General features: G+C 74.8%; 22 protein-coding genes. 11 read left to right on the forward strand and 11 right to left on the reverse strand.

Going from position 1 to position 25432, the window contains the following annotated elements; translation table 11 throughout:
- The first annotated feature begins 44 nt into the window (after nucleotides 1-44).
- Nucleotides 45-1235: an MFS transporter gene (locus tag E1266_RS20045; RefSeq protein WP_132049148.1), complete on the forward strand. Its 1191-nt coding sequence runs from the start codon at nucleotides 45-47 to the stop codon at nucleotides 1233-1235.
- Nucleotides 1236-1327: 92 nt separating this feature from the next.
- Nucleotides 1328-1492: a hypothetical protein gene (locus E1266_RS38080; protein WP_165966138.1), complete on the forward strand. Its 165-nt coding sequence runs from the start codon at nucleotides 1328-1330 to the stop codon at nucleotides 1490-1492.
- 12 nt (nucleotides 1493-1504) lie between these two features.
- Here the strand turns inward: E1266_RS38080 and E1266_RS20050 are convergent, their stop codons facing one another.
- Nucleotides 1505-2143: an HD domain-containing protein gene (locus tag E1266_RS20050; RefSeq protein ID WP_132049150.1), complete on the reverse strand. Its 639-nt coding sequence runs from the start codon at nucleotides 2141-2143 to the stop codon at nucleotides 1505-1507.
- Nucleotides 2144-2469: 326 nt separating this feature from the next.
- Between E1266_RS20050 and larE the strand changes: the two genes are divergently transcribed.
- From larE to E1266_RS20070, 4 genes are read left to right on the forward strand one after another with little or no spacing between them, the layout of a single operon-like run.
- A complete protein-coding gene (gene larE, locus E1266_RS20055) occupies nucleotides 2470-3327 on the forward strand; it encodes an ATP-dependent sacrificial sulfur transferase LarE (RefSeq protein ID WP_132049152.1) in 858 nt (285 codons plus the stop codon).
- The gene (gene larB / locus E1266_RS20060) at nucleotides 3324-4028 is read left to right on the forward strand and encodes a nickel pincer cofactor biosynthesis protein LarB (protein ID WP_132049154.1); all 705 of its coding nucleotides are present in this window, start codon (nucleotides 3324-3326) and stop codon (nucleotides 4026-4028) included. The genes larE and larB (E1266_RS20060) overlap by 4 nt, the downstream gene beginning before the upstream one ends.
- Nucleotides 4025-4642 (forward strand): nickel pincer cofactor biosynthesis protein LarB, encoded by a 618-nt coding sequence (larB, locus tag E1266_RS20065; RefSeq protein WP_132049156.1) that lies wholly within the window; start codon nucleotides 4025-4027, stop codon nucleotides 4640-4642. The genes larB (E1266_RS20060) and larB (E1266_RS20065) overlap by 4 nt, the downstream gene beginning before the upstream one ends.
- Nucleotides 4639-5367, forward strand: a complete 729-nt coding sequence (locus tag E1266_RS20070) for a LarC family nickel insertion protein (RefSeq protein WP_132049158.1) — start codon at nucleotides 4639-4641, stop codon at nucleotides 5365-5367. The genes larB (E1266_RS20065) and E1266_RS20070 overlap by 4 nt, the downstream gene beginning before the upstream one ends.
- A 4-nt stretch (nucleotides 5368-5371) precedes the next feature.
- On the opposite strand, the gene E1266_RS20075 is transcribed toward E1266_RS20070, so the two are convergent.
- The 7 genes from E1266_RS20075 to E1266_RS20105 form a co-directional block, all read right to left on the reverse strand.
- The gene (locus tag E1266_RS20075; protein ID WP_132049160.1) at nucleotides 5372-6295 is read right to left on the reverse strand and encodes a lysophospholipid acyltransferase family protein; all 924 of its coding nucleotides are present in this window, start codon (nucleotides 6293-6295) and stop codon (nucleotides 5372-5374) included.
- Nucleotides 6296-6308: 13 nt separating this feature from the next.
- Nucleotides 6309-7886: a lactate racemase domain-containing protein gene (locus E1266_RS20080; RefSeq protein ID WP_207945771.1), complete on the reverse strand. Its 1578-nt coding sequence runs from the start codon at nucleotides 7884-7886 to the stop codon at nucleotides 6309-6311.
- A complete protein-coding gene (locus tag E1266_RS20085) occupies nucleotides 7886-9139 on the reverse strand; it encodes a zinc-binding dehydrogenase (RefSeq protein ID WP_132049162.1) in 1254 nt (417 codons plus the stop codon). Before E1266_RS20085 ends, E1266_RS20080 begins: the two co-directional genes overlap by 1 nt.
- Nucleotides 9140-9212: 73 nt before the next feature.
- A complete protein-coding gene (locus tag E1266_RS20090) occupies nucleotides 9213-11516 on the reverse strand; it encodes an HAD-IB family hydrolase (protein WP_132049164.1) in 2304 nt (767 codons plus the stop codon).
- Nucleotides 11517-11591: 75 nt separating this feature from the next.
- Nucleotides 11592-13580 (reverse strand): histidine kinase, encoded by a 1989-nt coding sequence (locus E1266_RS20095; protein WP_132049166.1) that lies wholly within the window; start codon nucleotides 13578-13580, stop codon nucleotides 11592-11594.
- A gap of 101 nt (nucleotides 13581-13681) precedes the next feature.
- Entirely contained in the window at nucleotides 13682-16345 is a 2664-nt protein-coding gene (locus E1266_RS20100) for a LuxR family transcriptional regulator (protein WP_132049168.1), read from the reverse strand.
- Between the two features lie 159 nt (nucleotides 16346-16504).
- Nucleotides 16505-17179, reverse strand: coding sequence for a response regulator transcription factor (locus E1266_RS20105; RefSeq protein ID WP_132049170.1), 675 nt, complete (start codon nucleotides 17177-17179; stop codon nucleotides 16505-16507).
- 211 nt (nucleotides 17180-17390) lie between these two features.
- Here E1266_RS20105 and E1266_RS20110 point away from each other — a divergent pair, with 211 nt between their 5' ends.
- Nucleotides 17391-18059 carry a lysophospholipid acyltransferase family protein gene (locus tag E1266_RS20110; protein WP_132049172.1) on the forward strand — a complete coding sequence of 223 codons (669 nt, stop codon included), beginning with the start codon at nucleotides 17391-17393 and terminating at the stop codon, nucleotides 18057-18059.
- Nucleotides 18060-18087: 28 nt separating this feature from the next.
- Here the strand turns inward: E1266_RS20110 and E1266_RS20115 are convergent, their stop codons facing one another.
- Entirely contained in the window at nucleotides 18088-18819 is a 732-nt protein-coding gene (locus E1266_RS20115; protein WP_132049174.1) for a PaaX family transcriptional regulator C-terminal domain-containing protein, read from the reverse strand.
- A gap of 90 nt (nucleotides 18820-18909) precedes the next feature.
- On the opposite strand from E1266_RS20115, the gene E1266_RS20120 reads away from it, so the two are divergent.
- From E1266_RS20120 to E1266_RS20130, 3 genes are all read left to right on the forward strand, one after another.
- Complete coding sequence (locus tag E1266_RS20120; protein WP_132049176.1) at nucleotides 18910-20670, forward strand: acyl-CoA dehydrogenase family protein; 1761 nt, start codon at nucleotides 18910-18912, stop codon at nucleotides 20668-20670.
- 111 nt (nucleotides 20671-20781) lie between these two features.
- Entirely contained in the window at nucleotides 20782-22029 is a 1248-nt protein-coding gene (locus tag E1266_RS20125) for a cytochrome P450 (protein WP_132049178.1), read from the forward strand.
- A 9-nt stretch (nucleotides 22030-22038) separates the two neighbouring features.
- Entirely contained in the window at nucleotides 22039-23133 is a 1095-nt protein-coding gene (locus E1266_RS20130) for an NAD(P)-dependent alcohol dehydrogenase (protein ID WP_132049180.1), read from the forward strand.
- A gap of 7 nt (nucleotides 23134-23140) precedes the next feature.
- On the opposite strand, the gene E1266_RS20135 is transcribed toward E1266_RS20130, so the two are convergent.
- Nucleotides 23141-24085 (reverse strand): 2-hydroxyacid dehydrogenase, encoded by a 945-nt coding sequence (locus E1266_RS20135; protein ID WP_243718623.1) that lies wholly within the window; start codon nucleotides 24083-24085, stop codon nucleotides 23141-23143.
- Between E1266_RS20135 and E1266_RS20140 the strand changes: the two genes are divergently transcribed.
- Entirely contained in the window at nucleotides 24084-25082 is a 999-nt protein-coding gene (locus E1266_RS20140; RefSeq protein WP_132049184.1) for a nitronate monooxygenase, read from the forward strand. The two genes, E1266_RS20135 and E1266_RS20140, sit on opposite strands and share 2 nt — an antisense overlap.
- Here E1266_RS20140 and E1266_RS20145 read toward each other — a convergent pair.
- The coding region (locus E1266_RS20145; protein ID WP_243718625.1) for a DUF5996 family protein at nucleotides 25072-25432 on the reverse strand (361 nt) is incomplete at its 5' end. The genes E1266_RS20140 and E1266_RS20145 overlap by 11 nt on opposite strands.

Genomic DNA, 25432 nt, shown 5'->3' on the forward strand with positions numbered 1-25432 from the left:
GTCCTCAGCCGCCCCGGCCCCCTGCCGTCACGGAGTCCCGCATCATGACCCACATCGACGCACCCGCGACCGCCGGGCCCGCCCCCGAGCACGTCCCCCTCAAGCGCTGGCTGGCCGTGGCGGCGGTCGCGGTCGGGACGTTCCTCGTCGTCACGGCCGAGCAGCTCCCCGTCGGCCTGCTCACCTCCGTCAGCGGAGACTTCGGGATCTCCAAGGGCACCGCTGGCCTGATGGTCACGGTCCCCGGCCTCGTCGCCGCCGGGAGCGCGCTGCTGGTCCCGGTGGCGATCGGGCGGCTGGACCGCCGCGCCGTCCTCATCGGCCTGATCGCGCTGATGATGGTGGCCAACGCCCTCTCGTTCCTGGCCCCGGACTTCCCGACGCTGCTGGCCGCGCGGTTCCTGGTCGGCATCAGCATCGGCGGGTTCTGGGCGCTCGCCGCCGGGATCGCCGTCCGGCTCGTCCCGGAGGGGCACGTCGGGCGCGCCACCTCGCTCGCCTTCGGCGGCGCGACCGCGGCCAACGTCCTCGGCGTCCCGGCCGGGACGCTGATCGGCGGGCTCACCGACTGGCGCATCGCGTTCCTCACCTTCGCCGGACTCGGCCTCCTGGCGCTCTCCGCGCTGTTCGCGCTGCTGCCGCGGATCCCCGCCGACGACCCCATCCGGCTCGGCGGCATGTTCGCGCTGTTCCGGCTCCCCGCCGTCCGTGCGCTCATCGTCACCACGTTCCTGCTGGTCACCGGGCATCTAGCGGCGTACACGTTCGTCAGCCCGATCCTCCAGGAGGTCTCCGGCGTCGACGAGAAGCTCATCGGGCCGCTGCTGCTCGTGTTCGGGGCGGCGGGCATCGTCGGCACCTTCGCCGGCGGCAGCGCCGCCGGGCGCAACGTCCGCGCGACCCTCGTCGCCGTCGCCGTCTTGATCACGCTCGTCCTGGCGCTGTTCCCGCTCGTCGGCGTGACGCAGGGAACCGGTGTCGCGCTCCTCGTCCTGTGGGGCCTGGCGTTCGGCAGCTACCCCGTCGCCGTCCAGATGTGGATCTTCAAGGCGGCACCCGGCCGCACCGAGGCCGTCACGGCACTGAACACCGTCGTGTTCAACCTCGCCATCGCCCTCGGGGCCCTGTTCGGCGGCCTCATCGTGGACGGCGCGTCCACCACCGCCGCCCTGTGGTTCGCAGCGGTCCTCACCGCGCTGACCCTGCTGACCGTCCGAACCGCCCGGAAGGCGTGATCCGCGAACGGAAGCAGCCCCTCCCCGACACGTTCCGAACTCTTTTGAGTGGGCAGACGTTGAACAGTCAACGCCAGACTGAGGAGCGGAACATGCCCATCGTCAACAAGATCAAGAGATATCTCGCGAGCCCGCAGGGCCAGCGGACGCGGGCGAAGGCGCAGCGGATGGCCCGCGACCCGCGCACCCAGGCCAAGGCGCGCCGGCTCCTGTCCAGGTTCCGGGGCGGCGGTGGCGGCGCGGGCCGCCGCTACTGACGGGCCCCCGGACTACTCCGGCCAGGGGGAGTCCAGGACGAACTCGACGAAGTCGCGGCGGACGAAACCGGGAACGTAGTGGGCGAGGACGTCGGCCTTGATGTTGCCGAACGTCGTGTCCGGGCGGTCCTTGATGCCGTCGGTGAACGCGGCCAGGATCCGGTTCTTGAAGTCCGGCCGGGGGTGGGCCTCGACCACCGCGGCGCGCTGCTCGTCGGAGACCGCGTGGTAGCCGATGCCCAGCACGTCCAGCTCCACCCCCCGGGTGACCAGGGCGATCTCGGGGGCCATGTGCAGCGGGATCTCCGGCGTGGTGTGCAGGGCGATCGCCGTCCAGACCCGGTCGGCCTCCTCGCCGGAGACGCCCTGCGCCTGGAGGAACCGCCGCGCCTCGTCGGCGCCGTCGATCTCGAACCGCTGGTCGGTGCGGCGGAACCGCTCGGTCAGCCCCAGGTCGTGGAACATCGCCCCGACGTACAGCAGCTCCGGATCGAACCGGACCCCCTCCTCGCGCCCGCGCAGCGCCCCCCATACGAACACGCGCCGGGAGTGGTCGAACAGCAGCGGCGACGCCGCCTCGCGCACCAGTTCGGTCGCCTCCCGCGCCAGCGTGCTGTCCGGGACGGGCACGCCCGCGATCGACTCGCTCATGCTCTCCCCTTCCTCGGCTTCGACGATGGCGACACCCCTGCCCGCCCGCACCCCGGGTATGCCCGAACCCCCCGCGTGACCTGCCGCGATAAATGCGCACTGGAACTAGGTGCGACATGGTTGCAATAGTGGGTACAACCGGAAACACGGCGCCCGCCAGGCCGGGATCGTGCTCAGAACCTTTCCTCGCGGCCTGGCGGGCGCCGTGCCGTGCGCACGCCGAGCAGATCGCCGTGCCCGGCAAGCCGCCCGTCGGATGACGGATTCGGCGTCCTTCCCCCGCGTCTAGCGTCGCACCCGGAGGACTACGCCGAAGGAGATGCCCCATGGCCGACAGGCCCGTTCCGCGGCCGCCGGACACGCCGAAGGTCTCGGTCCTGCGCAGGTCGCTGGCCGCGCTCCCGGGCGCCGTGGTCGCCTACTCGGGCGGGGTGGACAGCTCGCTGCTGGCCTACCTGGCGCACCGGGAACTCGGTGACCGGGCCCTCGCGGTCACGGCCGACTCGCCGTCGCTCGCCCGGTCCGAGCTGGCGGACGCCCGCGCCCAGGCCGCGCGGCTCGGGATGCGGCACCGCGTGGTGACGACCCGCGAGCTGGACGACGAGCGCTACGCGGCCAACGGCGCCGACCGGTGCAGGTTCTGCAAGGAGGCCCTCGTCTCGGTGCTGGCCGCGGTCGCGGCGGAGGCGGGGGACTGGCCGGTCCTGCTCGGCGTGAACACCGACGACCTCGGCGACCACCGCCCCGGGCAGAGCGCCGCCCGCCGGATGGGGGCCCGGTTCCCGATGGTGGACGCCGGGCTGAGCAAGGCCGACGTCCGCGGCGCCGCCCGCGGGCTGGGGCTGCCGGCGTCCGACAAGCCCGCCTCGGCCTGCCTGTCGTCCCGCCTCGCGTACGGGGTGCCGGTCACGCGGGAGGCGCTGCGGCGGGTCGAGGACGCCGAGGACGCGCTGCGCCGCGCCGGGTTCGGCGGGCGGTTCCGCGTCCGCGACCAGGGCGGCGACCTGGCGCGCATCGAGGTGGAGGCGGCCGACATCGGGCGCGTCGCCGCGCGGGCGCCGGAGATCGCCGCGCTGCTCAAGGACGCCGGCTTCCGCTACGTCACCCTGGACCTGGAGCCGTACCGGCAGGGCAGCCACAACGCCGTGCTCGGCCTCCCCCGGCTGCGGGCGGCCGCCTCGTGACCACTCCGGACGCCGTCGCCGAGCTGGGCTTCGCCCGTGTCGACCTCGGCCGGAGCCGCCGCCGCGGCCACCCGGAGGCGGTGTTCTGCGAGGGCAAGACGACCGCGGAGGTCGTCGCCATCGCGGAGAGCCTGACCGGTGCCGGAGCGACCAACGTCCTCGCGACCCGCGCCTCCGCGGAGACCCTCCGCGCGCTGCGCGCGGCGTTCCCCGGGGCGGTGGTCGACGAGCGGGCCCGGCTGGCCGTGCTGGCGCCGGTCGCGCGGCGGGGCGCCGGACGGGTCGAGATCGTGTGCGGGCGGCCCGCCGACGAGCCCGCCGCCGAGGAGGCCGCGCTGGTCGCCGAGGCGATGGGCAGCCGCGTGGTGCGCCGGTACGACGCGCCCGTGCACGACCCGGCCGCGCTGCCCGGCTGGCTCCGCGAGCAGGACGGACCCGAGGTGTTCGTCGTCGCGGACGGGACCGGCGGCGCGCTGCCGACGCTGGTGTCCGGGCTGGTGGACCGCATGGTCATCGCCCTGCCGACCTCGGCGGGCGGGCACCTGCCCGGGAAGGCCGCCCTGCTGTCGGCGCTGAACGCGTGCTCGCCGGGCGTCGTCGTGGTCAACATCGACAACGGGTACGGCGCCGGATACTCGGCGCACCTCATCAACACGCGCCGCACCGATGAGCGCCCCATCGACGAGCAGGGGGATGTGTGAGCCGTCCGATCGCGGCCGCCGACGCCGGAGACCTCGACCTGGACCGGGTCCGCGAGTGCGTCAAGGACCTGCTCGCCCGCGACGCGGAGGCGGCCTTCCTGCGGCGCGCCTCCCGGCGGCAGTACGAGGCGGCCCGCGAGGCCGCGCCCGACGCCGTCCACCACCCGCGGTCCGGGCTCGTGGTGCTGACCCGCCCGCGGCCCCGGCCGTGCTCGTGGGTGCCGCGGCCGGTCGCGGTCGTCTCGGCGGGGACGGCCGACCTGCCGGTGGCCGAAGAGGCACGGGCCGCCGCGTCCGCGCTGGGCCTGCCCGCCACGCTCACCGCCGACGTCGGCGTCGCAGGGCTGCACCGGCTCCTCGCCGTCCGCGAGGAACTCGACCGGGCGCGGCTCCTCATCGTCGTGGCGGGCATGGACGGCGCGCTGCCGTCGGCCGTGGCCAGGCTGTCGTCCCGCCCGGTGGTGGCGGTGCCGACGAGCGTCGGCTACGGCAGTTCGGACGGCGGTCTCGCGGCACTGGCGGCGCTGCTCACCTCGGGTGCGCCGGGCCTCGCCGCAACCGGAATCGACGACGGCCTCGGGGCCGCGGTACTCGCCTGGAGGCTGCTCGCATGAGGAACATCGCCTACGTCAACTGCTTCGCCGGCGTCGCCGGCGACATGGCCCTCGGCGCCCTGCTGGACGCGGGCGCCGACCTCGGCGAGGTCCGCGTGATGCTCAAGGGCCTCGGCGTCCCCGGCTGGTCCCTGGGCACCGAGCGGGTGTCGCGGCGCGGCATCGCGGCGACCCGCGCCGTCGTCGGCGTCGAGGACGACGCCGTGTCCCGGACCCACGCCGTCATCGAGGAGCTCGTCGGCTCCGCGCCCCTGCCCGACCGGGTGCGGGACCGGGCCCTCGCCGTGTTCCGGACGCTCGCCGAAGCCGAAGGGGCCGTGCACGGGACACCCCCGGAGGACGTCCACTTCCACGAGGTCGGCGGACACGACGCGATCGTCGACATCGTCGGGACGTGCGCAGCGCTGGAGACCCTCGGCGTGGACGAGGTCCGGGCGGCACCGATCCCGGTCGGGCGGGGCTTCATCCGGTGCCGGCACGGCCTGATCCCCAACCCGGGCCCGGCGGTCGTGGAGCTGCTGGCCCGCGCCCGCGCGCCCATGCAGGGCCACGACATCGACGCCGAGATGGCCACCCCGACGGGCACCGCGCTCCTGGTGACCCTCGCCGACGCGTTCGGCCCGATGCCCGCGATGACCGTCACCGGCAACGGCTTCGGCGCCGGCACGAAGATCTTCGGCGACTTCCCGAACGTCACCCAGGTGGTCCTGGGCGAGACCCCCTGACCGGTCAGCGGCGGCGCCAGATGCGGTGGTGGCGCTCCGACGGCGGCTGCGGACGGGTCGCCTCCCACTTGCGGCGCCACTCCGCCGCCTCCGGACCGCGGGGCGCGCGGCGGCGGTCCGGGGAGTGCAGCGACGCCCACCAGCCCTCGTCGTGCTCGACCCACAGCCGGCCGACCTCGTCCTCCAGCCGCCCGTTGAACGCGCCCGTCGACTCGTCCGGTTCGCAGGCGATCGGGCGGCCGTAGCGCACGGACACCACGGGGCGGCCGGGCTTCGGCCAGAACCCGCCGCGCGGCATCGCCTGGTACGTGCCGCGCAGCACCAGCGGGACGGCCGGGACGCCGTGCTCGCGGCACAGCAGCGCGGCGCCCATCCGGAACCGGCGCGCCCAGCCGTCCGGCGAGCGGGTCCCCTCCGGGTAGAGGAGCAGGCTCCAGCCGTCCTGGACGAGCTCGGACGCGAGGTCCAGGGAGCGTTCGACGCCGCGCCGCTCGATCGGGAACGCGTTGAAGGTGAGCGCGGTCGCGACCGCGCGCCAGCGGGCGTCGAAGAAGTAGTCCGCCGCCGCGGCGACCGCGACCCGCCGGCGCACCTGGGCCGGCATCGAGCCGAGGATGAGCGGCGTGTCGAGGTGGCTGGCGTGGTTGGCGACGAAGACGACCGGGCCCTTCACCCCTTCCAGGAGGTCGAGGCCGTGGACCTCGGGCCTCGTCTGGCTCCAGGTGACCGTCCGCAGCACGCCGTCGAACGCGACCGTCCGGGCCGCCGCGGCGAGGGGCGTCCGCGCCCACTCGGTGGGGAACGACCGCGTGCGCGGCCCCTCCGTCCACGGCTGCGCCGACCGCGGCGCGGGAGCCCGCCCCCGCCAGTCGCGGCCGCGCCGCAGCAACCGGATCTCCTGCGCCAGCTTCATCCGCCCCCCGCTCATCGGACGGCTCCCTTCATCGGACGTCCGCCAGGGTCATCGGCGGGGTGTGCAGGTAGGTGAGGCTGGGGCTGCGGCCGACCGTCTCGCCCGCCATCTCCAGGGCGTCGGCGAGGGTGCTGGCCGCGCGGAACCCGAGCCGGGACGCGACCTTGCGGTCGGCGCCCACGCAGATGACGTCGCCCAGGTGGGACAGCGCGTGCGCGCCCCAGTACCACATGTAGAACGGGTGGACGCCGTGGTAGGCGTACGAGTTCCGGTACAGGTGGACGTACCAGGGGTCGGTGGCGTACTGCTCCTCGTACTTCGTCTCGATGGTCGCCGGGTCCGTCGTCTGCGTCAGCACCTCCTCGTAGAAGTCGATGTAGGAGGGGTGGTGCAGCGGATGGAACTCCGACTTCATCGGGTGGTACATGATCAGGGCGCCGCCCTCGCGGACGAGCGGCTTGCCCCGGTACATGTTGAAGTAGTAGCCGAGCCCCAGGCTGTACACGAGGATCGGGTTCATCACCGAGTTGACGTTGTAGGGGCACAGGTACGGCAGGCCCAGCATCAGCACGTCCGACTGGCCGTGCACCTCGGTGAGCTGCTGCCGGTGGACGGCGGCGAGGGTCCGCTCGTGGACCTGGTCGGTGGCGCCCGCGTGCACGCCGGTCACCCCGTACGGCGCCCGCATCCCCTGCCACACCCGGTGCCGCGCCCCGGCGGGGGCGAGGTCGTTGGCGCGCTTGGCGGCCAGGAACTTCGCCTGGTCCTTCAGCGTCCACTCCCACTCGCGCTTGTTCAGGAACTCGAACGGCGACGGGAACTGGTCGTTGTTGAGGGTGCACTCGATGTGGAAGACCCGCACCGACTCCGACAGCAGCTTGTGCATCCGGTCGTAGGAGTGGTGCATCGCCGAGTTCGGCGGGTCGTTGAACGACCGGGAGTGCCGCAGCGTGTGGACGTTGTGGTGGTGCCGCAGGCTCTTGTACGACGCCAGCCCCACCGCGACGGACTTGGCGCCGCCGTTCATCGCGACCAGGTTGATGTTCACGTAGACGATGAGGTCGCTCTCGGCGGCCCGCCGGTTGATCTCGACGTCCTCGCCGTGCCGGGTCTGCCCGAGGGACTTCAGGTCGTCGCGGTCCTCGGCGTCGTGGTTGCGGAGCCGGTCCGGCCAGAACGAGTTGAACACGCGCTCGCCGACGATGTGCTTGATCTCCGCGGGCGTCATCCGGCGGTGCAGCGCGTTCCCGGCGATGAGCTCAACGTCGTCCACTCCGGCGGCCGCGGCCATCTCCAGGACCTGCTCGATCACCCGCTGCCGGACGTCGGGCGCCCGCATCGGCGGCAGCGGCAGCGACAGGTCGTCGAACACGATCGTCAGCCGCATTCCGGAGCGCAGCAGCTCGGGGAGCGGCTCGCTGCCGAGCGGGTTCAGCAGCGCGTCGCGGATCCGGCCGGTCAGGTCGCGCAGGCCGGGCAGCGAGTCCGGCGGGTAGATCACGCGGGTGCCGAGAGGGAAGCGTTCCAGCCGGAACCCCTCTCCCTCGTGCACCAGGATCGGGGGCGTCCGCTCGTCCACCTCCAGCACGAGTCCCGGTCTGCTCATCAAAGGGCTCCTTCGCGGTCGAGATGGTCGGTGCCGCCGGCGTTCGAGGACGCCTCGCCGCGCGGCGCGGGGGTGCCGCCGTTCTGCGGGGCGAACGCGATCTTGACGCTGCCCGAGCGGCCGGCGGACAGCGCGTGCGACAGCGCGTCCCGCCAGCGGGTGAGGGGGTAGACGCTGTCGACGAACCCGTCGAGCGCGTCGTGCGCGGCCAGGTCGATCGCGGCCCCGAAGTCCTCCGCGCCGCGGCTGGCGTACGACCCGACGACGTTCAGCTCCCGGTACCAGGCGGGCGTCAGGTCGGTCGGCTTGGACGGCATGCCCGACAGCAGCACCGTCCCGCCCGCCCGGACGAGGCGCAGCGCGGTGTCGAGCCCCTCCCCGCCGGTGCAGTCGATGACGATGTCGGCGCCGCCGAGCAGGTAGCCGGGGCCGAGCTCGGGACGCACGAGCGAGCCGCCGGTGATGCGCCGCAGCCCGCGCAGCGCCGCCGACGGGTCGATGGTCTCGGTCGCGCCGAGCGCGCGGGCGCGCCGCCGCTGCCCGGCGTGCCGCGCGATGACGATGATCGGCCCGGCGGCGGTCAGCTCGCGCAGCGCGAGCACGGTCAGCAGCCCGACCGTCCCGGCGCCGACCACGACGATCGTCGTGCCGCGCGGGACGTCGATGCGGCGCACCGACCGCACCGCGCACGCGAGCGGCTCGGCCAGCACGGCCCGCTCGGACGGCAGCGACTCCGGCACCCGGTGCAGCTGGCTGCGGTGCGCGACCAGCCGCTCCGACCAGCCGCCGCCCGTGTCGGCGCAGAAGCCGGTCTGCAGCCCGGAGGAGATGCGTCCCGCGTTCACGTGGTCGCACCTGTTCTCGTGGCCGCTCGCGCAGGACGGGCACGGGCCGGTGCCGCGGGCCCGGCACGGCAGCACCGGGTCGATGACGACGCGCGTGCCCGCGGGCATGCCGTCGACGTCGTCCATCAGCTCGGCGAGCACCTCGTGGCCGGGCACGAACGGCATCGACGTGAGCGGCCCCAGGTACGGGGACACCTTCCCGGCCGCCATCGCCAGGTCGGACCCGCAGATGCCCGACAGGACGGTCCGCAGCCGCACCCAGCCGGGCCCAGGCGGGCCGGGCGGCTGGCGGTGCGACAGCCGCAGCGGCGCGAGCGAGGGCACGGCCGCCGGACGGAGCCGGCCGGGCAGCCGCGCCGCGGCGAGGTAGCGGGCGGGCGAGCGGTGGTACTCAAGCGCCAGGATCATCGGGCTCTTCCTTTCTGGGGGGCGACCCCCAGGCCCCCGGGGCGGAGGCCCGACGATCCTCGCTTCGCTGCGGTCATCGGGCCTCCTCCAGAGCGGCGTCGAGGAGGGTGGATACGGCTCCGGTGTCGCCGTCCCAGTCCGCGATCGTCCAGCGCTCCCGTTTGGCGTGCCGGTACAGGCGCGGGTCGGGGTTGACCGCGACCGGGTTGCCGACCTGCTCCAGGACGGGGCGGTCCGAGTAGTGGTCCCCGTACGCCCAGCTCCCGGCCAGGTCGACGCCCTCCTCGCGGGCCCAGGAGCGCAGCCACGCCGCGCGGGCCTCGCCGATCAGCGGGGGCTGCTCGAAATGCCCGGTGAAGTGCCCGTCGACGACGCGGAGCCGCGCCGCCAGCACGTCGTCGAAGAGGGTGCGGAGCGGCTCCACGAACACGTCCACGGTCCCGGTGAGCAGCACGGTGCGGTGCCCGGCCGCGCGGTGAGTGCGGATCCGCCGGATCGCCTGCGGCCACGCCCGGCGCAGCAGCACGTCCGCGAGCCGTTCGCGGGCCAGCGCGCGCAGCCGCGCCTCGTTCGCGCCCTCGTACCGGCGGACGAACTCGCGCAGGAACTCGCCCCGGTCGCGGTGCTCCATGCGCAGGTACCGCGGCGCGGACCGCAGGACGGGCAGCAGCGTCCCCGGCCACGACCGCACCGGGACGTCCAGCAGCCGCGCCCACAGGTGCGCCTCCACGACGTCGGACGCGACGATCGTGCCGTCCAGGTCGAACACGGCCGCGACGTCGCGGCGCTCCTCGAACCGCACCGCGGGCGGCGCCGGGCGGCCCGCCGTCAGCGCCGGGCGCGGCTGCGGGTGGTGCGGCGGCGCGAGGCGGAACGCGCCCGTCACGGCGGGGCAGTGCACCTCGCGGAGGTAGTGGTCCCAGTCGATGGCCGCCGAGTCGCAGCCGGCGCCGTCCGGCAGCGACCGGTCGAGCGCGACGGTGGCGGTGTCGGCGTAGACGACCTCGGCGGCGCCGTACGCGCCGTACAGGTCCCGGAAGCGGCGCAGCGCCCGCACCTCGCGGCCCTGCTTGTGCAGGGTGCGCTGCCAGCCGCGGGTGCGCTCGCCGCTGGGCAGGATCAGCAGGGCGCGCTCGGCGAGGTCCATCGCGCGCTCGGCCGTGCCGAGCATCTTCTCGGCGCGGCCGTCGCTGAGCAGCGTCACGTCGCGGGGGCGGATCGCGCCGCGCCCGTCGGTGCCGGGCAGCGGATGCTCGGCGAAGTAGCCCTGGACGAGTTCGACGAGCCGCTGCAGTGTCAGCGGATTCCGGGCGCCCGACCCCACGTGGTAGTAGGCGGGGGTGCCGGGCTCCGGCACCTGGGCGGCGGCGCCGAGCAGCGCGTTCACCACCATGTCGACGGGGATGATGTCGACGATGCCGTCCGGGATGCCGGCCAGTGCGCGCAGCATCCCCTGCCCGTAGGCGAGGATCAGCGGGTCGGCCATCTTGAACCCGTCGATCCAGCCGGGGTACGGGTGCCGCAGGGCGCTCTCCACGATCGCCGGACGCACGATCGACAGCGGCAGGTCGCGGGCGGTCTCCTCGGCGGCGCGCTCCCCGAGCGCCTTGGTGAGGGTGTACACGTCGGGCCAGCCGAGGCTGCGGGCCCGCTCGCGCCCGTAGGCGGTCAGCCGGTCGTCGACCTCCTCGCGGCGGCGGCGCTCGGTGTCGGCGGCCACGGCGGTGGGGCCCGCCTTGCCCTGCTCGCCGAGCGCGGCGGCGCGCAGCCGCCCGAGGACCTCGGGCCGCCGGGAGTCGCGCTCGACGGTCCGGCGCGCCTCGACGGCGTACTCCAGCTCGGTGGCCCAGTCGACCTCGTGGTCGAGGGTCGTCTCCGGGACGATGCCCTTGCGGGAACCCGCGACGTAGGCGGTCGACACGTGCACGATGTGCGGGGTCTTCCCGGCGCGCTCCCCGGCGCGGCGGACCGCCTCGTACAGGTTGATCGTGCCGACGACGTTGGTCGCGAACGCCTCGTCGATCGGCGGGTCGAACGACACGATGGACGCGCCGTGGATCGCGACGTCGACGTCGTCCGGCAGCTCCGGGACGGAGTCGGTGATGTCGGCCGGGACGACGCGCACCCGGTCCCGCACGATCTCGCGGGCCGCGTCCTCGCCGGTCCGCTCCCGCCACGGCGCGAACACCGGCTTGGCGAGCAGCTCGTCGAGCCGCTGCTCCGCGGTGACGCCGGGCTGCTCCCGCAGCAGCGTCACCACGCGGGTGCCGGGATGCCCGGACAGCAGCCGCTCCAGCAGCGCCTGCCCGATGAAGCCGGTGACGCCGGTCAGCAGGACGGTGCGCCCGGCGAGCCCGTCGCGCACGCCCCCGCTCATGAGGCCCGCCCCTCGGGGACGCCGGAATTGCGCGCACAGCGGGGGAAATCGAAGTCCTGCGTCATGCCAGGGACGCTAGGCACGGAAGGGAAGCAGCGAATCCGTCATGTGACGGGGCTCTTCCTCCCTCCGCACCCCCAGGTGCAGGGGGATCTCCGCGACGAGGGCGAACCCGCCGCTCCCGTCCGTCCCGGCGGACAGCCGGCCGCCCAGGGCGCGGGTCCGCGCGGTCAGGTTCGACAGGCCCTTGCCGGTGCCGGGGGCGGAGCCCGTGTACGCCGGGGGGATCACGCCGTCGTTGCGCACCGTGAGGCGCACGACCCCGTCGCGGGAGGTCACCGTGATAGCGCAGTGCTCCGGGTGCGCGTGCCGCAGGACGTTGGTGACGGACTCCCGCAGGACGGCCGCCAGCACGCCGTCCACCGGTGAGGACGGGGGCAGCTCCGCGGGATCCGGCAGGTCGAGGTGGACCTCGGCGCCCGCGGCGGCCAGCGCGGCGCGGGCCGAGACCGCCTCGTCCCGCAGCGACAGGGCGCTGTCCTCCTCGGCGACGGCGCTGGCCTCCGCCCGCGACCGCCGGGCGAGCGCGGCCAGCTCGTCCAGCTCGGCCGCCGCGCGGGCCGGGTCGGCGGTGACCAGCCGCCGCGCCAGCTCCGCCTTCACCGTGATCGTCGACAGCCCCAGGCCGAGCAGGTCGTGGACGTCGCGGGAGATGCGCAGCCGCTCGTGCAGCGCCGCCATCCGCGCCAGCCGCTCGCGGGCGACGTCGACCTCGCGGGCGAGCTGCGGCAGCCGGTACAGCGCGAACACGACCACGCCGATCTGCACCGAGATCGCGACGGTGTAGAGGTAGAACAGCGTGCCGTACGACGCCCACAGCGCGGGCACGCACCACATCGCGATGGTCAGCGAGAACAGGACCCACGCCCGGCGCCCCCGCGAGACCAGCAGCACCGAGCCGGTGGCCAGGCACGCCATCGTCGCCCATGCGGGACCGAGCAGCGCGTACGGCACGAAGACCAGCAGGACCTGCGCGGACAGCGTCCACGCCCCGAACCTGGGCCGCGTCCCGCGCAGCACGGTCGAGGAGTGCCGCAGCTGCAGTGCCGCGATGGCGACCGCCACGACCACCGCCGCGCCGGTCGCGCGCCAGGACCCGTCCGTCCCCGTGTGGACGTAGATGACCTGCTGCCAGCCGAAACCGACGGTGAGGAACACGAGGATCGTCCAGGCCAGGCGCGACTGCGTGACGCGTCCCGGCCGGTCCGGCCTGGGGGAGGGGCCCTGGAGGGCGCCGACGATCGACCGGACGTCGGTCGCGGCGCGCCGCGCGGTGCGGGCCACCTCGTCCAGGTCGGCGCGGGCCGCGGCGGCGTCGGCCGGCGGCCGGTCGCGGGCGCGCCGGCTCACCGCCTCGATCCGGCTGAGCGCCGCGCCCAGCACCGCGCGCAGGCTGCCGGCCGCCTCCAGCCGCTCCCGCGCCGCCGCGGCCGCCGCGAACCGCTCCCGGGTGGCGTGCAGCTCCCGGACGAACCCCGACAGCCGGGTCAGCGCGTACATCGACAGCCCGACCATGACCGTCGCCATCACGCAGAAGGAGACGTCCTGCGCGGACCAGCCCTGGTAGTAGCGCAGCAGGCCCTCGGCGGCGGCGACGAGCCCCACCATGAACCACGACAGCGGCGGACGCAGCAGGAGGAGCATCGCCCCGGCGAGGAACCCGCCGACGACCGGGTACCAGTGCGTGCCGAACACCGCCAGCGGCAGCAGGGCCAGCGCCGTCTGCACCGCGAGGTGGGTCGCGATGACCCAGCGGCGGGGGCGCTGCGAGCGCGGCCCGTAAAGGACGAGCAGCCACTGCACGCCGAAGATGCCGGTGATGACGATGGCGGCCGACAGCAGCATGTGGGAAGGGCCGGTCTCGGCCTGCTTCACCAGCCTCGTCTGCAGCATCAGCACGAGGTACATGCCGGTGATCACGCGGGCGAACAGCGGTGTCCGGCCGGTGCGGCCGCGGTCCGCCGCCGGTCGCCGAGCGGATCCGTACGATCGCGCCACGTCCACGGGCCCCCCAACGCCGTCCCATCGGATGATGAAACGGCGCAGGCGCACGATCAAGGGATATATCGGGCCGAACACTTATGTGGCGGAGCCGCCAGGGGCCGTCACGCGGGACGTTCGGCGCCCGCCCCGATGCCCGCCTCGATGCCCGGTTCGGCCGCCGGCACGTACCGGTGCAGCTCCGCGCGCGAGGCGACGCCGAGCTTCGGGAACGCCTTGTAGAGGTGGTAGGCGACCGTGCGGTGGCTCAGCCGCAGCCGCGCCGCGATCTGCCGGTTGGTCGCGCCGGTCATCGCCAGCCGCACCACCTGCATCTCCTGCGCGGTCAGCCGCCCCGGCGGGTCGCAGGGCCGCACGGCCTGGCCGGCGGCGCGCAGCTCGCCGCGGGCCCGCTCCGCCCACGGCACCGCGCCCAGCCGCTCGAACGCCTCCAGCGCGGCGCCGAGCCGCGACCTGGCCCGCGCGCGGCGCCGCGACCGGCGCAGCCACTCGCCGTACAGCAGTTCCGTGCGGGCCCGCTCGAACGGCCGCCCGCCGTCCCGGTGGGACGCGAGCGCGAGCGTGAAGTGCCGGTCCGCCTCGGCGTCGTCGGCGGTGAGCAGCGCCCGGCAGCGCGCGGCGACCCCGTCCGCCCACGGCTGCCCGGCCGCGCGGGCGAACGCCGCCAGCCGCGCCATCGGCTCGGCGCCCGCGCCGGGGCGGCCCGCGGCGACGGCGGCCTCCACGGTGTCGGCGAGCGCGAGCATCGCGGACGGAGCGTGCGCGGCGGCTTCGCGGTGCGCGTCCTGGAGGTGTTCGAGGGCGTCCTCGGGGCGGCCGAGGCCGAGGGCGAGCAGGCCGAGCGCGGCGCCGGCCCGCCCGTCGGCGGACAGCGCGCGGCAGCGGACCTCGTCGCCCTCGATCGCCGCCTGTCGCGCCTGGACCGCGCGGAGCGCCGCGGCCTGCCGGCGCTGCCCGGTCTCCTCGGCGATCCGCAGCGCCTCGCGGGCCAGCGCGCGGGCGTCGTCGTGCGCGCCGTGGAACAGCCGCGCCCACGCCTGGACGCCGAGGCCGCGCGGCAGCAGCGCCAGCAGCCCGCCGTCGCGGCAGCGCGCGACGAGCTGCGCCGACAGCTCGGCGGCGCCCGCGTCGTCACCGGCCAGCAGCGCGGTCTCGGCGGCGAGCAGCCGCAGCCGCTCGTCCCGCGCGCCGTCCGGACCGCCCGTCAGGACCCGCCGGGCGGACCTGAAGTCATCGCCGAGCAGCGCCGACAGGGCCCGCACCATGACCGACCCGCCCGGGTGCCGGTCGACGGCCTGGGCCGCCGTCTCCGCATCGCCGCACGACCAGGCATGGAAGGCGGCCTCGTCGAGCATCCGCGCCCGGACCTCCGGGTCGTCGCAGCTCGCGGCCCGTTCCAGCAGCAGCCGCCCGGCGGCCTCCGGGACGCCGTGCTCCAGTTCGAGACCTGCCCGCACCAGGTCGACACGCGCTCTCGTCTCGGATGCGCCGGCAGACCGCGCCGCCTCGTCGGCCAGCGTCCGGGCCCGCTCATGGCGCCCGCCGGCCAGCTCCGCCTCGGCGGCCGACACCAGCCGCCGGGCGCGCACCTCCGGGTCTCCGGCGAGCCGGGCGGCGCGCTCGTAGGCGAAGGCCGCGACGGACGGGGCCGCGCGCCGGCCCGCGAGGTCGCCCGCCGCCGCCTCCAGCTCCGCGGCGACGGCCTCGTCGGTTCCGAGCGCGGCGGCGGACAGGTGCCGGACCCGTGGACCCGCGTCCCCCGTCCGCGCGTGCGCGGCGGCGAGCGCGCGGTGGACGGCGATCCGCCGGGTGACCGGGACGCCCTGGTAGGCGGCGGCGCGGGCCAGCGGATGCCGGAAGCCGATCGCGGTGCGGGTGACGGCGACCAGCCCCGCCTCCTCGGCCGGTTCCAGCGCGCCGAACGGCACGCCGAGGCTCTCGGCCGCCCGGACCGCCACGCCCGGCTCGCCGGTGCCGTCGGCGGCCACGACGGCGAGCAGCACCCGCGCCGGTTCCGGCAGGCCGCGGACGGCCCGCTCGAACTCCGCCGGGACGCGCGCGAGGAGCCCCGACTCGGCCGCGGCGAACGCGATCAGCGCGAGGGGGTTGCCGCGCGCCTGCTCGACCGCGCGGTCGCGCCGGCCGGGGGGCGTGCCGGGTGCGCGCTCGTCCAGCAGGAGCCGCGCGTCCTCCGGGGCGAGGCCGGTGAGGCGGAGTTCAGGGAGGCCCGTCCGGGGCCACGCGGCGTCGTCGCGCGCCGCGAACAGGAACACGATGCCGCGGGCGGCGACGCGGCGGGCGGCGAACAGCAGCGCGTCCGCCGACTCCCGGTCGAGCCACTGCGCGTCGTCGACCAGGACGAGCACCGGCCCCCGCTCCGGCGGGCCGGAGAGCAGGGTCAGCAGCGCGAGCCCGACCAGGAGCCTGTCCTCGGGGCGCGGGCGGGTGAGCCCGAGCGCGGCCTCCAGCGCCGCGGCCTGCGGCGCGGGCAGCACTCCGGAGAACTCGCTGCTCTGCGTCTCCTTTTCGCCGAGCAGGAGGTGCAGGGCCGCGAACGGGACCCCGGCCTCCGCCTCGATGCCGCCGCCGCGCAGGACCCGCATACCGGGCGCGGCCCCCGCGGCGTGGTCGAGGAGCGCGGTCTTGCCGATCCCGGCCTCCCCGCGAAGGACCAGGACTCCGCCGCCGGCGCCCGCCCGCGCCCGCTCCACCAGATGTTCGATCTCGGCGACCTCGGCCGCCCGCCCGCACAGCGACTGCCCTGCCATGCCTCGGAGCGTGTCACCGCGCGTTCTCCCTGGCCAGTGCACCGCACACCGATCCGCATGTGAATCGCCCGGGGGTCCGGCCATGCGTTTCTCACACCCCGGCCACACCCGTCCGGCCCGTCCACATCCGGCCATCTCCGGCCGGCCCAGGGTGGGCGCTCAGACCCAGCCGAACTCCCCGGCGATGCGGACGGCGTCGATCCGGTTGCGGGCGTTCAGCTTGGTGATGCAGCTCGCCAGGTAGTTGCGGACGGTGCCGGCCGTCAGGCTGAGCGCGAGCGCGATGTCGTCGACGTCCGCGCCCTCGGCCGCGAGCCGCAGCACCTGCGCCTCCCGCGGCGTCAGCGGGCTCTCCGGCTGGCGCAGCGCCACCAGCGCGAGCTGCGGGTCGACCACCTGCTCGCCCGCCGCGACCCGGCGGATCGCCGTCGCCAGCTCCTCGGGCGGCACGTCCTTGAGGACGAACCCGTGCGCGTGCGCGTCCAGCGCCCGCCGCAGGTCGCCGGGGCGGCCGAGCCCGGTCAGGATCAGCACCCGGCACTCCGGCAGCCGCTCGTGCAGCTCCGCCGCCGCCGTCACGCCGTCCACGCCGGGCAGGTCGACGTCGAGCACCGCCACGTCCGGGCGGTGCCGCAGCGCCTCCCGGACGATCGCGTCGCCGGTCTCGATCTCCGCGACGACCTCCATGTCGGGCTCCAGGTCGAGGAGGCCGGTCAGCGCGCCGCGGAGGAGCGCGACGTCCTCGGCCAGCAGGATCCGGATGGCGTCCGGCACGGTCTCCACCGGCGCCCGCTCACCCGGGGCCCGGGGGAGGTCGCCGTCCACGCCCGCCATCGCTGATCACGCCCTCCACGATCGCCTGCCCGGGGACTCCCGCCGCCGGCGGAAGACCGCCGTGGGGAACGGTCCGGTGGCGCGGCGGCTGTCCATCGGCGTACCACCACAGTAACCGCCGGACCCGTCCGCGGAGGCTGGTCACATGGCGGATTCGCACCCGCCGGAGCCTTCCTAGATTCGGCCTCGCAACCGACTCGCTGGAGGCTGCGTGATCTACGGCGTCTTCTCGCACACGGCGGGGGCCGTGCTCCGGCTGCTGCTGCGCCCGAAGGTCGAGGGCCGGGAGAACATCCCGGCGCAGGGCCCGTTCATCCTGGCGAGCAACCACCTGTCGTTCGTCGACAGCTTCGTGCTGTCGCCCGTCATCGGGCGCCGCGTCTGCTACCTGGCGAGGTCGGAGTACTTCGAGCTCCCCGGGCGCGCGGGCCGCGCGATCCGGTGGGGGCTGTTCGCGCTGGGGAACGTCCCGATCCGGCGCGGCCCCACCCGCGCCGCCGTCCGCGCGCTGGAGCAGATCGCCGCGAACCTGGACGAGGGCGGCGGCGTCGCCATCTACCCGGAGGGCAGCCGCTCCCCGGACGGCCGCATCTACCGGGGCCGGACCGGCGTCGCCTGGCTCGCCATGGCCACCGGCGCCAAGGTCGTCCCGGTCGCGCTCGGCGACACCGACCGCATCATCCCGCTCGGCACCTGGCGGCCCCGCCTCCGCGTCCGCCCGACCGTCCGCATCGGCGAGCCGATGGACTTCACCCGCTACCGCGACCTGCCCCGCGGCCGGGCCCGCCGCGTCATCACCGATGAGATCATGGACGCCATCTGCAAGCTCTCCGACCGCCGGTGGGCCGGTGTCTACAACCCCCGCGCCGAGGAGGAGTGACCCTCACCGGCAGGACTCGCAGCGGGACTCACAGCAGGACGTGGTCGCTGAGGAACCGCGCGAACTCGGCCTCGAAGTGCTCGTAGCGGTCGCGCAGATCCGTCCCCGGCCAGTCGGGCGGGAGGAGGCCGGGGGGCAGCAGCGGGTCCTTCACGAGGTGGCGCAGGACGGCGGCGGCGAGGGTGAAGCGCTCGGTCATCGCGGCGGCGCCGGTCAGGGCCGCGTGCAGGCCGCGCGCCGCGGCCGCCCATCCGCCGAGGTCCCAGAGGGCGGCGGCGAGGGCCGCGGGATCCCCCTCGGGGCGTCCCGTGAGGAAGGTGCACTGGCGGACGACGGTGTCCGGGCGGGCGCGGGTCAGGTTGGCGGGCCGCAGCCAGGTGCCCTCGCGGAGCTCGGCGAGGCGGAGCGCGGACATGGCCCGGCGGAGCTCGGCGCGGTCGGAGGCGGGCCGGCGCTCGGCGGTGATGACGGCGATCTCCCAGTCGCCGTCCCACGGCACGGCCGGGGCGAGGCGGCTCTCGTCCTGGCGCGCCTGGCGTTCGAGGAGGCGCTCGGTGAGGGCGTAGGCGCCGCCGGACTGGACGAGGTCGCCCGCGGCGACCATCCGGGACAGCGCGACGCGGACCGTCCCCTCCGCGATGCCGAACAGGTCCCCGACACGGACCAGGACGCGCGCGGGCAGGCGGGGCGGGTGGACGCCCAGCAGCGTGCTCAGGACGACCGAACGCGCGGTGAGCGGGCGGATCTCCAGGTTGTCCATGTCTGCTGGTGACCCTATCGGGGCAGGTGCGCGCGGGCGGCCGGAGATTACAGTCTTCCCGCATTCGAAAGAGAAGTGTAATGTCCGGGCATGGCGACCTATCTGACCGAGCCGTTCGACCGGCTCCCGTTCGGCGGCGCGGACAAGGCCCGCCGGTACGCGACCGAGCGCTACCAGGGGGCCGCGGGCCGCAACTGGTACGACTGCGACCCCACGCTGCGGTTCCTGATGCGGCGGCACCTGGGGGACGGGTTCGGCTGGGCCGAGCCGAGGCTGCGGGAGATGGGCGCGCTGATGGGCGGGCCGATCGCGGAGCGGGCCGAGGAGACGGACCGCAACCCGCCCAGGCTGGAGAAGTACGACCGGTGGGGCCGCGACGTCAGCGAGGTCGTCATGCCGCCCTCGTTCGAGGCGGCGCGGCGCGACATCGTCGCGACGTCCTTCACCCGGCCCGACTTCCGCGCCGAGGCGAAGCGCAACGGCGTCGACCCCGCGCCGCTCGGCGTGGCGTGGAGCTACCTGCTGGACCAGGCCGACATCGGCATGGCGTGCGCGCTCGGCACCGGCGGCGACATGGTCGTGGGCCTGGCGGAGCTGTTCGCGCCCGACGACGTCAAGGCGCGGGTGCGGGAGCTGTTCGCGGCCGGGGAGATGTCCGGCGAGGCCGCGCAGCTGCTCACCGAGCGGTCCGGCGGCTCCGACCTCGGGGCGCTGGAGTCGACCGCGTCCCGGGACGGGGACGCCTGGCGGCTCAACGGGTTCAAGTGGTTCGCGTCCAACGCGAACGGCTCGGCGTTCGTGGTGCTGGCGAAGTCCGAGGGCGCCGCGGACGGGGTACGGGGCATCGCGCCGTTCCTCGTCCTCAAGGAGCGGCGGGACGGGTCGCGCAACGGCGTCCGGATCCGCCGGCTCAAGGACAAGCTCGGCACCCGGTCGGTGGCGTCCGCGGAGATCGAGTTCACCGACGCGGAGGCGTTCCTGCTGGCGCCCCCGGCGAGCGCCGGGAAGGGCGGCGACGGCCGGGGCCTGGCGCGCATGATGGAGCTGACGAACGGCGCCCGGCTCGGCATCTCGATGATGGGCCTCGGGTGCGCGCGGAGATCCCTGGTCGAGTCGCTCTGCTACGCGGGCGCGCGGGAGGCGTTCGGGGCCCCGCTCGCGGAGCAGCCGCTGATGCGGCGCAAGCTCGCCGAGCTGATCGTGGAGACCGAGGCCGTCCAGGCGCTCGTGTTCGACGGGTACCTCGGGCGCCCGCGGCTGCGCATTGGCGCGGCGCTGATCAAGCTGCGCGCGGCCCGGCTGGGCGTGACCGCCGCCAGCGACGCCATCGAGATCCACGGCGGGAACGGCTACATCGAGCAGTGGCCGGTCGCGCGGATCCTCCGGGACGCGCAGGTCAACCCCATCTGGGAGGGCGGCGACAACATCCTCTGCCTGGACGTCCGCCGCGCCGTCGAGCGCCAGGACGCGCACGAGCCGTTCCTCGACCGGCTCACCGAGGCCGTCCGGCAGGCCCCCGCCGGGGACGACGCCACCGCCGACCTGGTCGCCGAGCGCATCGGGCACCTCCGCGAGGCCGTCGCGAAGTGGCGGGGACTCGACCGGACCGTCGCCGAGGCCCGGCTGTACCCGCTGGCCCAGTACATGGCCGACGTGTACGCGGCGGCGCTGCTGCTGGAGCAGGCCGGGTGGGAGCGCGGCGACTCGGGCGGCGACCGCAAGGCGCTGGTGGCGCGGCTCTACGCGCGGAGCCGGCTGGCCGACACCGGCCCGCTGCGCGGCATCGACGACCCCGCGGAGGACTTGGACCGCTTCAAGGACCTGGCGGACGGCGCGTTCATCACCGCCTGACACCCCGGTGGTCCCGCGGGGCGTTGACCGAACGAGATTCGGGACCGTAGGTTCCTGGATGATGTCCGTTGCCGGAATCGCGCGACGATCGTGTGACGGAGGACCCCTGCAGTGACGCCGAACGTAACCGAGGCGGGCCTCGCCCTCGCCGACCCGAAGGCATACGCCGACGAAAGCCGCTTCCACGAGTCGCTCGCGCTGCTGCGCCGGGAATCGCCCGTGCACTACGTGGACGCGCCCGACTACAACCCCTTCTGGGCCGTCACGAAGCACGAGGACGTCCTGGAGGTCGAACGCAACCACGAGCTGTTCCTCAACGCGCCGCGTCCGCTGCTCGCGACGAAGGAGCTCGACCGGCTGAACCGGGAGCGGGCCGAGCAGGGCATCGCGCTGCGCACGCTCATCCACATGGACGACCCCGACCACCGCGTCATCCGGGCCATCGGCGCCGACTGGTTCCGGCCGCGCGCCATGCGGGCCATGGAGCCGCGCGTCAAGGAGCTGGCGAAGCGGTACGTCGACCGGATGGTCGACCTCGGCGGCGAGTGCGACTTCGCGCGGGAGGTCGCCGTCCACTTCCCGCTCTACGTGATCCTCTCGCTGCTCGGCCTGCCCGAGAGCGACTTCGACCGGATGCTGAAGCTCACCCAGGAGCTGTTCGGCGGGGACGACGAGGAGTACCAGCGCGGCGCGTCCGACGAGGAGAAGATCCAGGTCCTCCTCGACTTCTTCGCCTACTTCCAGGAGCTGACGGAGGCGCGCCGCAAGAACCCGACGGACGACCTCGCGTCCGCCATCGCGAACGCGCGCGTCAACGGCGAGCCGCTGAACGACTTCGACACCGCGTCCTACTACGTCATCGTCGCGACCGCCGGGCACGACACGACCAGCGCGACGATCTCCGGCGGCCTGCAGGCCCTCATCGAGAACCCGGACCAGCTCGACCGGCTCCGTGAGAAGCCAGAGCTGATGCCGTTCGCCGTGGACGAGATGATCCGCTGGGTCACGCCCGTCAAGGAGTTCATGCGGACCGCCGTCCGGGACTGCGAGCTGCGCGGCGTCGAGATCCGCGAGGGGGACGCGCTGCTGCTGTCGTACCCGTCCGCCAACCGCGACGAGGACGTGTTCGACGACCCGTTCCGCTTCGACGTGGGGCGCGACCCCAACAAGCACCTGGCGTTCGGGTTCGGCGTCCACTACTGCCTCGGCGCGGCGCTCGCCCGGATCGAGGTCCGCGCGTTCTTCGAGGAGCTGCTGCCGCGGCTCGGCTCGATCGAGCTGGCCGGGACGCCGGAGAGCACGGCCACCACGTTCGTCGGCGGTCTGAAGCGCCTGCCGATCCGCTACTCCCTGGATTGAGGAAACTAGGTGCAGATCACTGCCGCGGTGCTGCGCGCCGCAGACGGGCCCTACACGATCGAGTCGCTCGACCTCGCCGACCCCGGGCCCGGGGAGATCCTCGTGCGCGTCGCCGGGGCCGGGATGTGCCACACCGACCTGCTCGGGCGGGTGCCGGGCGACCTGGTCGCCAAGCCGGTCGTGCTCGGCCACGAGGGCTCCGGCGTGGTCGAGGCGGTCGGCCCCGGCGTCACCGGCGTCACCGAGGGCGACCACGTGGTCATGTCGTTCGACTCGTGCGGGGCGTGCGACAACTGCCGCGCCGGGGTGCCCGGCGCCTGCCCGCAGATGATGGCGCTCAACATGCTCGCCGCGCCGCTGGACGGGACGCCGCGCGCGACGACCGCCGGCGGGGAGGCCGTGCACACCCGCTGGTTCGGGCAGTCGTCGTTCGCGAGCCACGCGCTCGGGACCGTGCACAACGTCGTCCCGGTGAGCCGGGACGTCCCGCTGGAGCAGCTCGGGCCGCTCGGCTGCGGCGTGCAGACCGGCGCGGCGTCCGTGCTGGTCTCGCTCGGCGTCCGCGCCGGCGACAGCATCGCGATCTTCGGGGCGGGCGCGGTCGGCCTGGCCGCCGTGATGGCCGCCCGCGTCGCCGGCGCCACGACGATCGTCGCGGTCGACCTGCACGAGTCGCGGCTCGACCTCGCCCGCGAGCTCGGCGCCACCCACGTGCTGAACGGCGCCGACGAGGACATCGCCGGGCGGATCCGGGCGATCTCCGGCGGCGAGGGCGTCCAGTACTCGTTCGACAGCACCGCGGTCCCCGAGGTCGTCGCCACGGCCGTCGCCTCGCTGCGCACCACCGGGGTGTGCGGCCTCGTCGGCGTCGGCGCGGCCGAGTACACGCTGGACGCGAACCTCCTGCTCATGGGCCGGACGGTGAAGGGCATCATCGAGGGCGACGCCGTCCCGCAGACCTTCATCCCGAAGATGATCGAGCTGTGGCGGCAGGGCCGGTTCCCGTTCGACCGGCTCATCACGAGCTACCCGCTCGACCAGATCAACCAGGCGGAGGCGGACACCCAGTCCGGCAAGGTCGTGAAGCCGGTGCTCGTCCCGTGAACGACCGCTAGACGACGCGGTGGAGGATGCCGTCGCCGCGCATGAGGCGGCGGCAGTTCTCCGCCGCGACCGCGAAGTACCGGCTCCACGTCTCGCCGGTCAGCCACGCCACGTGCGGCATCACGACGACGTTGTCCATGGCGAGCAGCGGGTTGCCCGCGTCCACGGGCTCCCGCTCGAAGACGTCCAGCCCGGCGCCGCCCAGGTGCCCCGACTTCAGCGCGCCGATCAGGGCCGCCTCGTCGACGACCGCGCCGCGCGCCGTGTTCACCACGATCGCGCCCTCCGGCAGCATCGCGAGGCGCTCCGCGTCCAGCATGTGCCGGGTCTCCTCGGTCAGCGGGACGTGCACCGACACGATGTCGCTCTCCCGCAGCAGCTCGTCCAGGCTCCGCCACGCGGGGTCGGCCCGCGGGGTCCGGGACGTGTACCGGACGGTCGCGCCGACCGCTTCCAGCATCCCCCGCAGCAGGCCCGCGATCTCGCCGCCGCCGAGGAGCCCGACCGTCCGGCCCGCCAGCTCACCGCCCACGAGCGCGCGGTCGGCGGGCCAGCCCCGGCCCGCCCGCGTCCGCGCGTCGAACGTGACGACCCTGCGCAGCGCCCCCAGCATCAGCAGCAGGCTCGTCTCCGCCACCGCCTGCGCGTTCTGGCCGGGCATGTTCGCCACGGCGATCCCCCGCTCCTCGGCGGCCGCCAGATCGATCGTGTTCATGCCCGTGCCGAGCTTCTGCACCAGCCGCAGCTTCGGCGCCCGGTCCATGTCGGCGGCCGTGAGCGGACGCAGCACGTGCCAGAGGACCTCGGTGTCCGGCAGCAGCTCCGCGAACCGCTCGTCGTCCTGCTCCGAGCAGCTCACGATGTCCAGGCCGGGCTCGGTGTGGTCCATGTCGTAGTGCAGCAGCACCCGCATGCCGCCCCCTTCCGTCCCCTGGATTATGGTGCCGGTCATGAGCCGGTGGCCGGAACACCCGATCGTGCAGGCGCCGATGGCGGGCGGCCCCTCGACACCGGAGCTGGCCGCCGCCGTCTCGGACGCGGGCGGCCTCGGCTTCCTCGCCGCCGGCTACAAGACCCCCGGGGCCATGCGCGCCGACATCACCGCCACGCGGCGGCTCACCTCCCGCCCGTTCGGGATGAACGTCTTCATGCCCTCCCTGGAGGAGCCCGACCCGTCCGCCGTCGCCGCCTACCGCGACCGCCTCGCCCCCGAGGCCGCGCGCCTCGGCGTGGAACCGGGCACCCCGGCCGGCCGGGACGACGCCTACGACGCCAAAATCGCCGACCTCCTGGCCGACCCGCCGCCCTTCGTCGGCTTCACGTTCGGCTGCCCGGCCCCGGACGTCATCCGAGCATTCCAGGAACGCGGCACCGCGGTCGTCGTCACCGTCACCACCGCCGCCGAGGCCCGCCTCGCGTCCGCCGCCGACGCCCTGTGCCTCCAGGGCTCCGAGGCCGGGGGCCATCGCGGCTCGTTCGCCAACACGTCCGACGATCCCGTCCCGCTGCGCGCGCTGCTCCGCGAGGTGAGCGCCCTCACCAGGCAGCCCCTCATCGCCGCCGGCGGTCTGGCGACCGCATCCCACGTGGCGGAGGTCCTGGCGTTGGGCGCGGCCGCGGCGCAGATCGGGACGGCGTTCGTCCGCTGCCCGGAGAGCGGCGCGAACCCCGTCTACAAAGCCGCGTTGGCCGACCCCCGCTTCACCTCGACCGCACTGACCCGCGCGTTCAGCGGCCGCCCGGCCCGCGGCCTGGTCAACCGCTTCCTCACCGAACACTCGGCCCACGCCCCCGCCGCCTACCCCGACGTCCACTACGTGACCTCACCCCTACGCAAGGCAGCCGCAGCCCAAGGCGATCCGGAGGGCCTCAACCTCTGGGCGGGCGAGTCCTACCGCCAAGCCACCGAAACCCCAGCCGCCGCCCTGGTCGCCCGGCTCACCCCGTGACCTGGCGTTGGGTGTTCCAGCGGTCGGGGTTGTCCTCCAGGGCCTCGCGGTCCCACCCGGCGTGGATCGCGGCCGCCTCGTAGGTCGTCTGCAGGAAGTTCATCAGGGCGGTGTCGGGGTCCGCGGTGTCCGCCACGGCCTCGTAGGGGAGGAGGAACTGGCCGTTCTCCTGGCTGTAGTAGGCGCCGTCCGGGAGGACCGGGTGGTCGGCGAAGCCGGGGGGCTCGGGGTAGGCGTAGGCGTAGAAGGCGCCCTCCTCGCCTCCGCCCGGCCAGAAGCCGCAGCTGGACAGCTCGTGGGAGTAGCCCTCGACCATCACCCAGTCGCCGCAGTTGGGGGCGCCGCCGGGG

The organism is Actinomadura sp. 7K534 (assembly GCF_004348575.1).
GTDB lineage: Bacteria > Actinomycetota > Actinomycetes > Streptosporangiales > Streptosporangiaceae > Spirillospora > Spirillospora livida.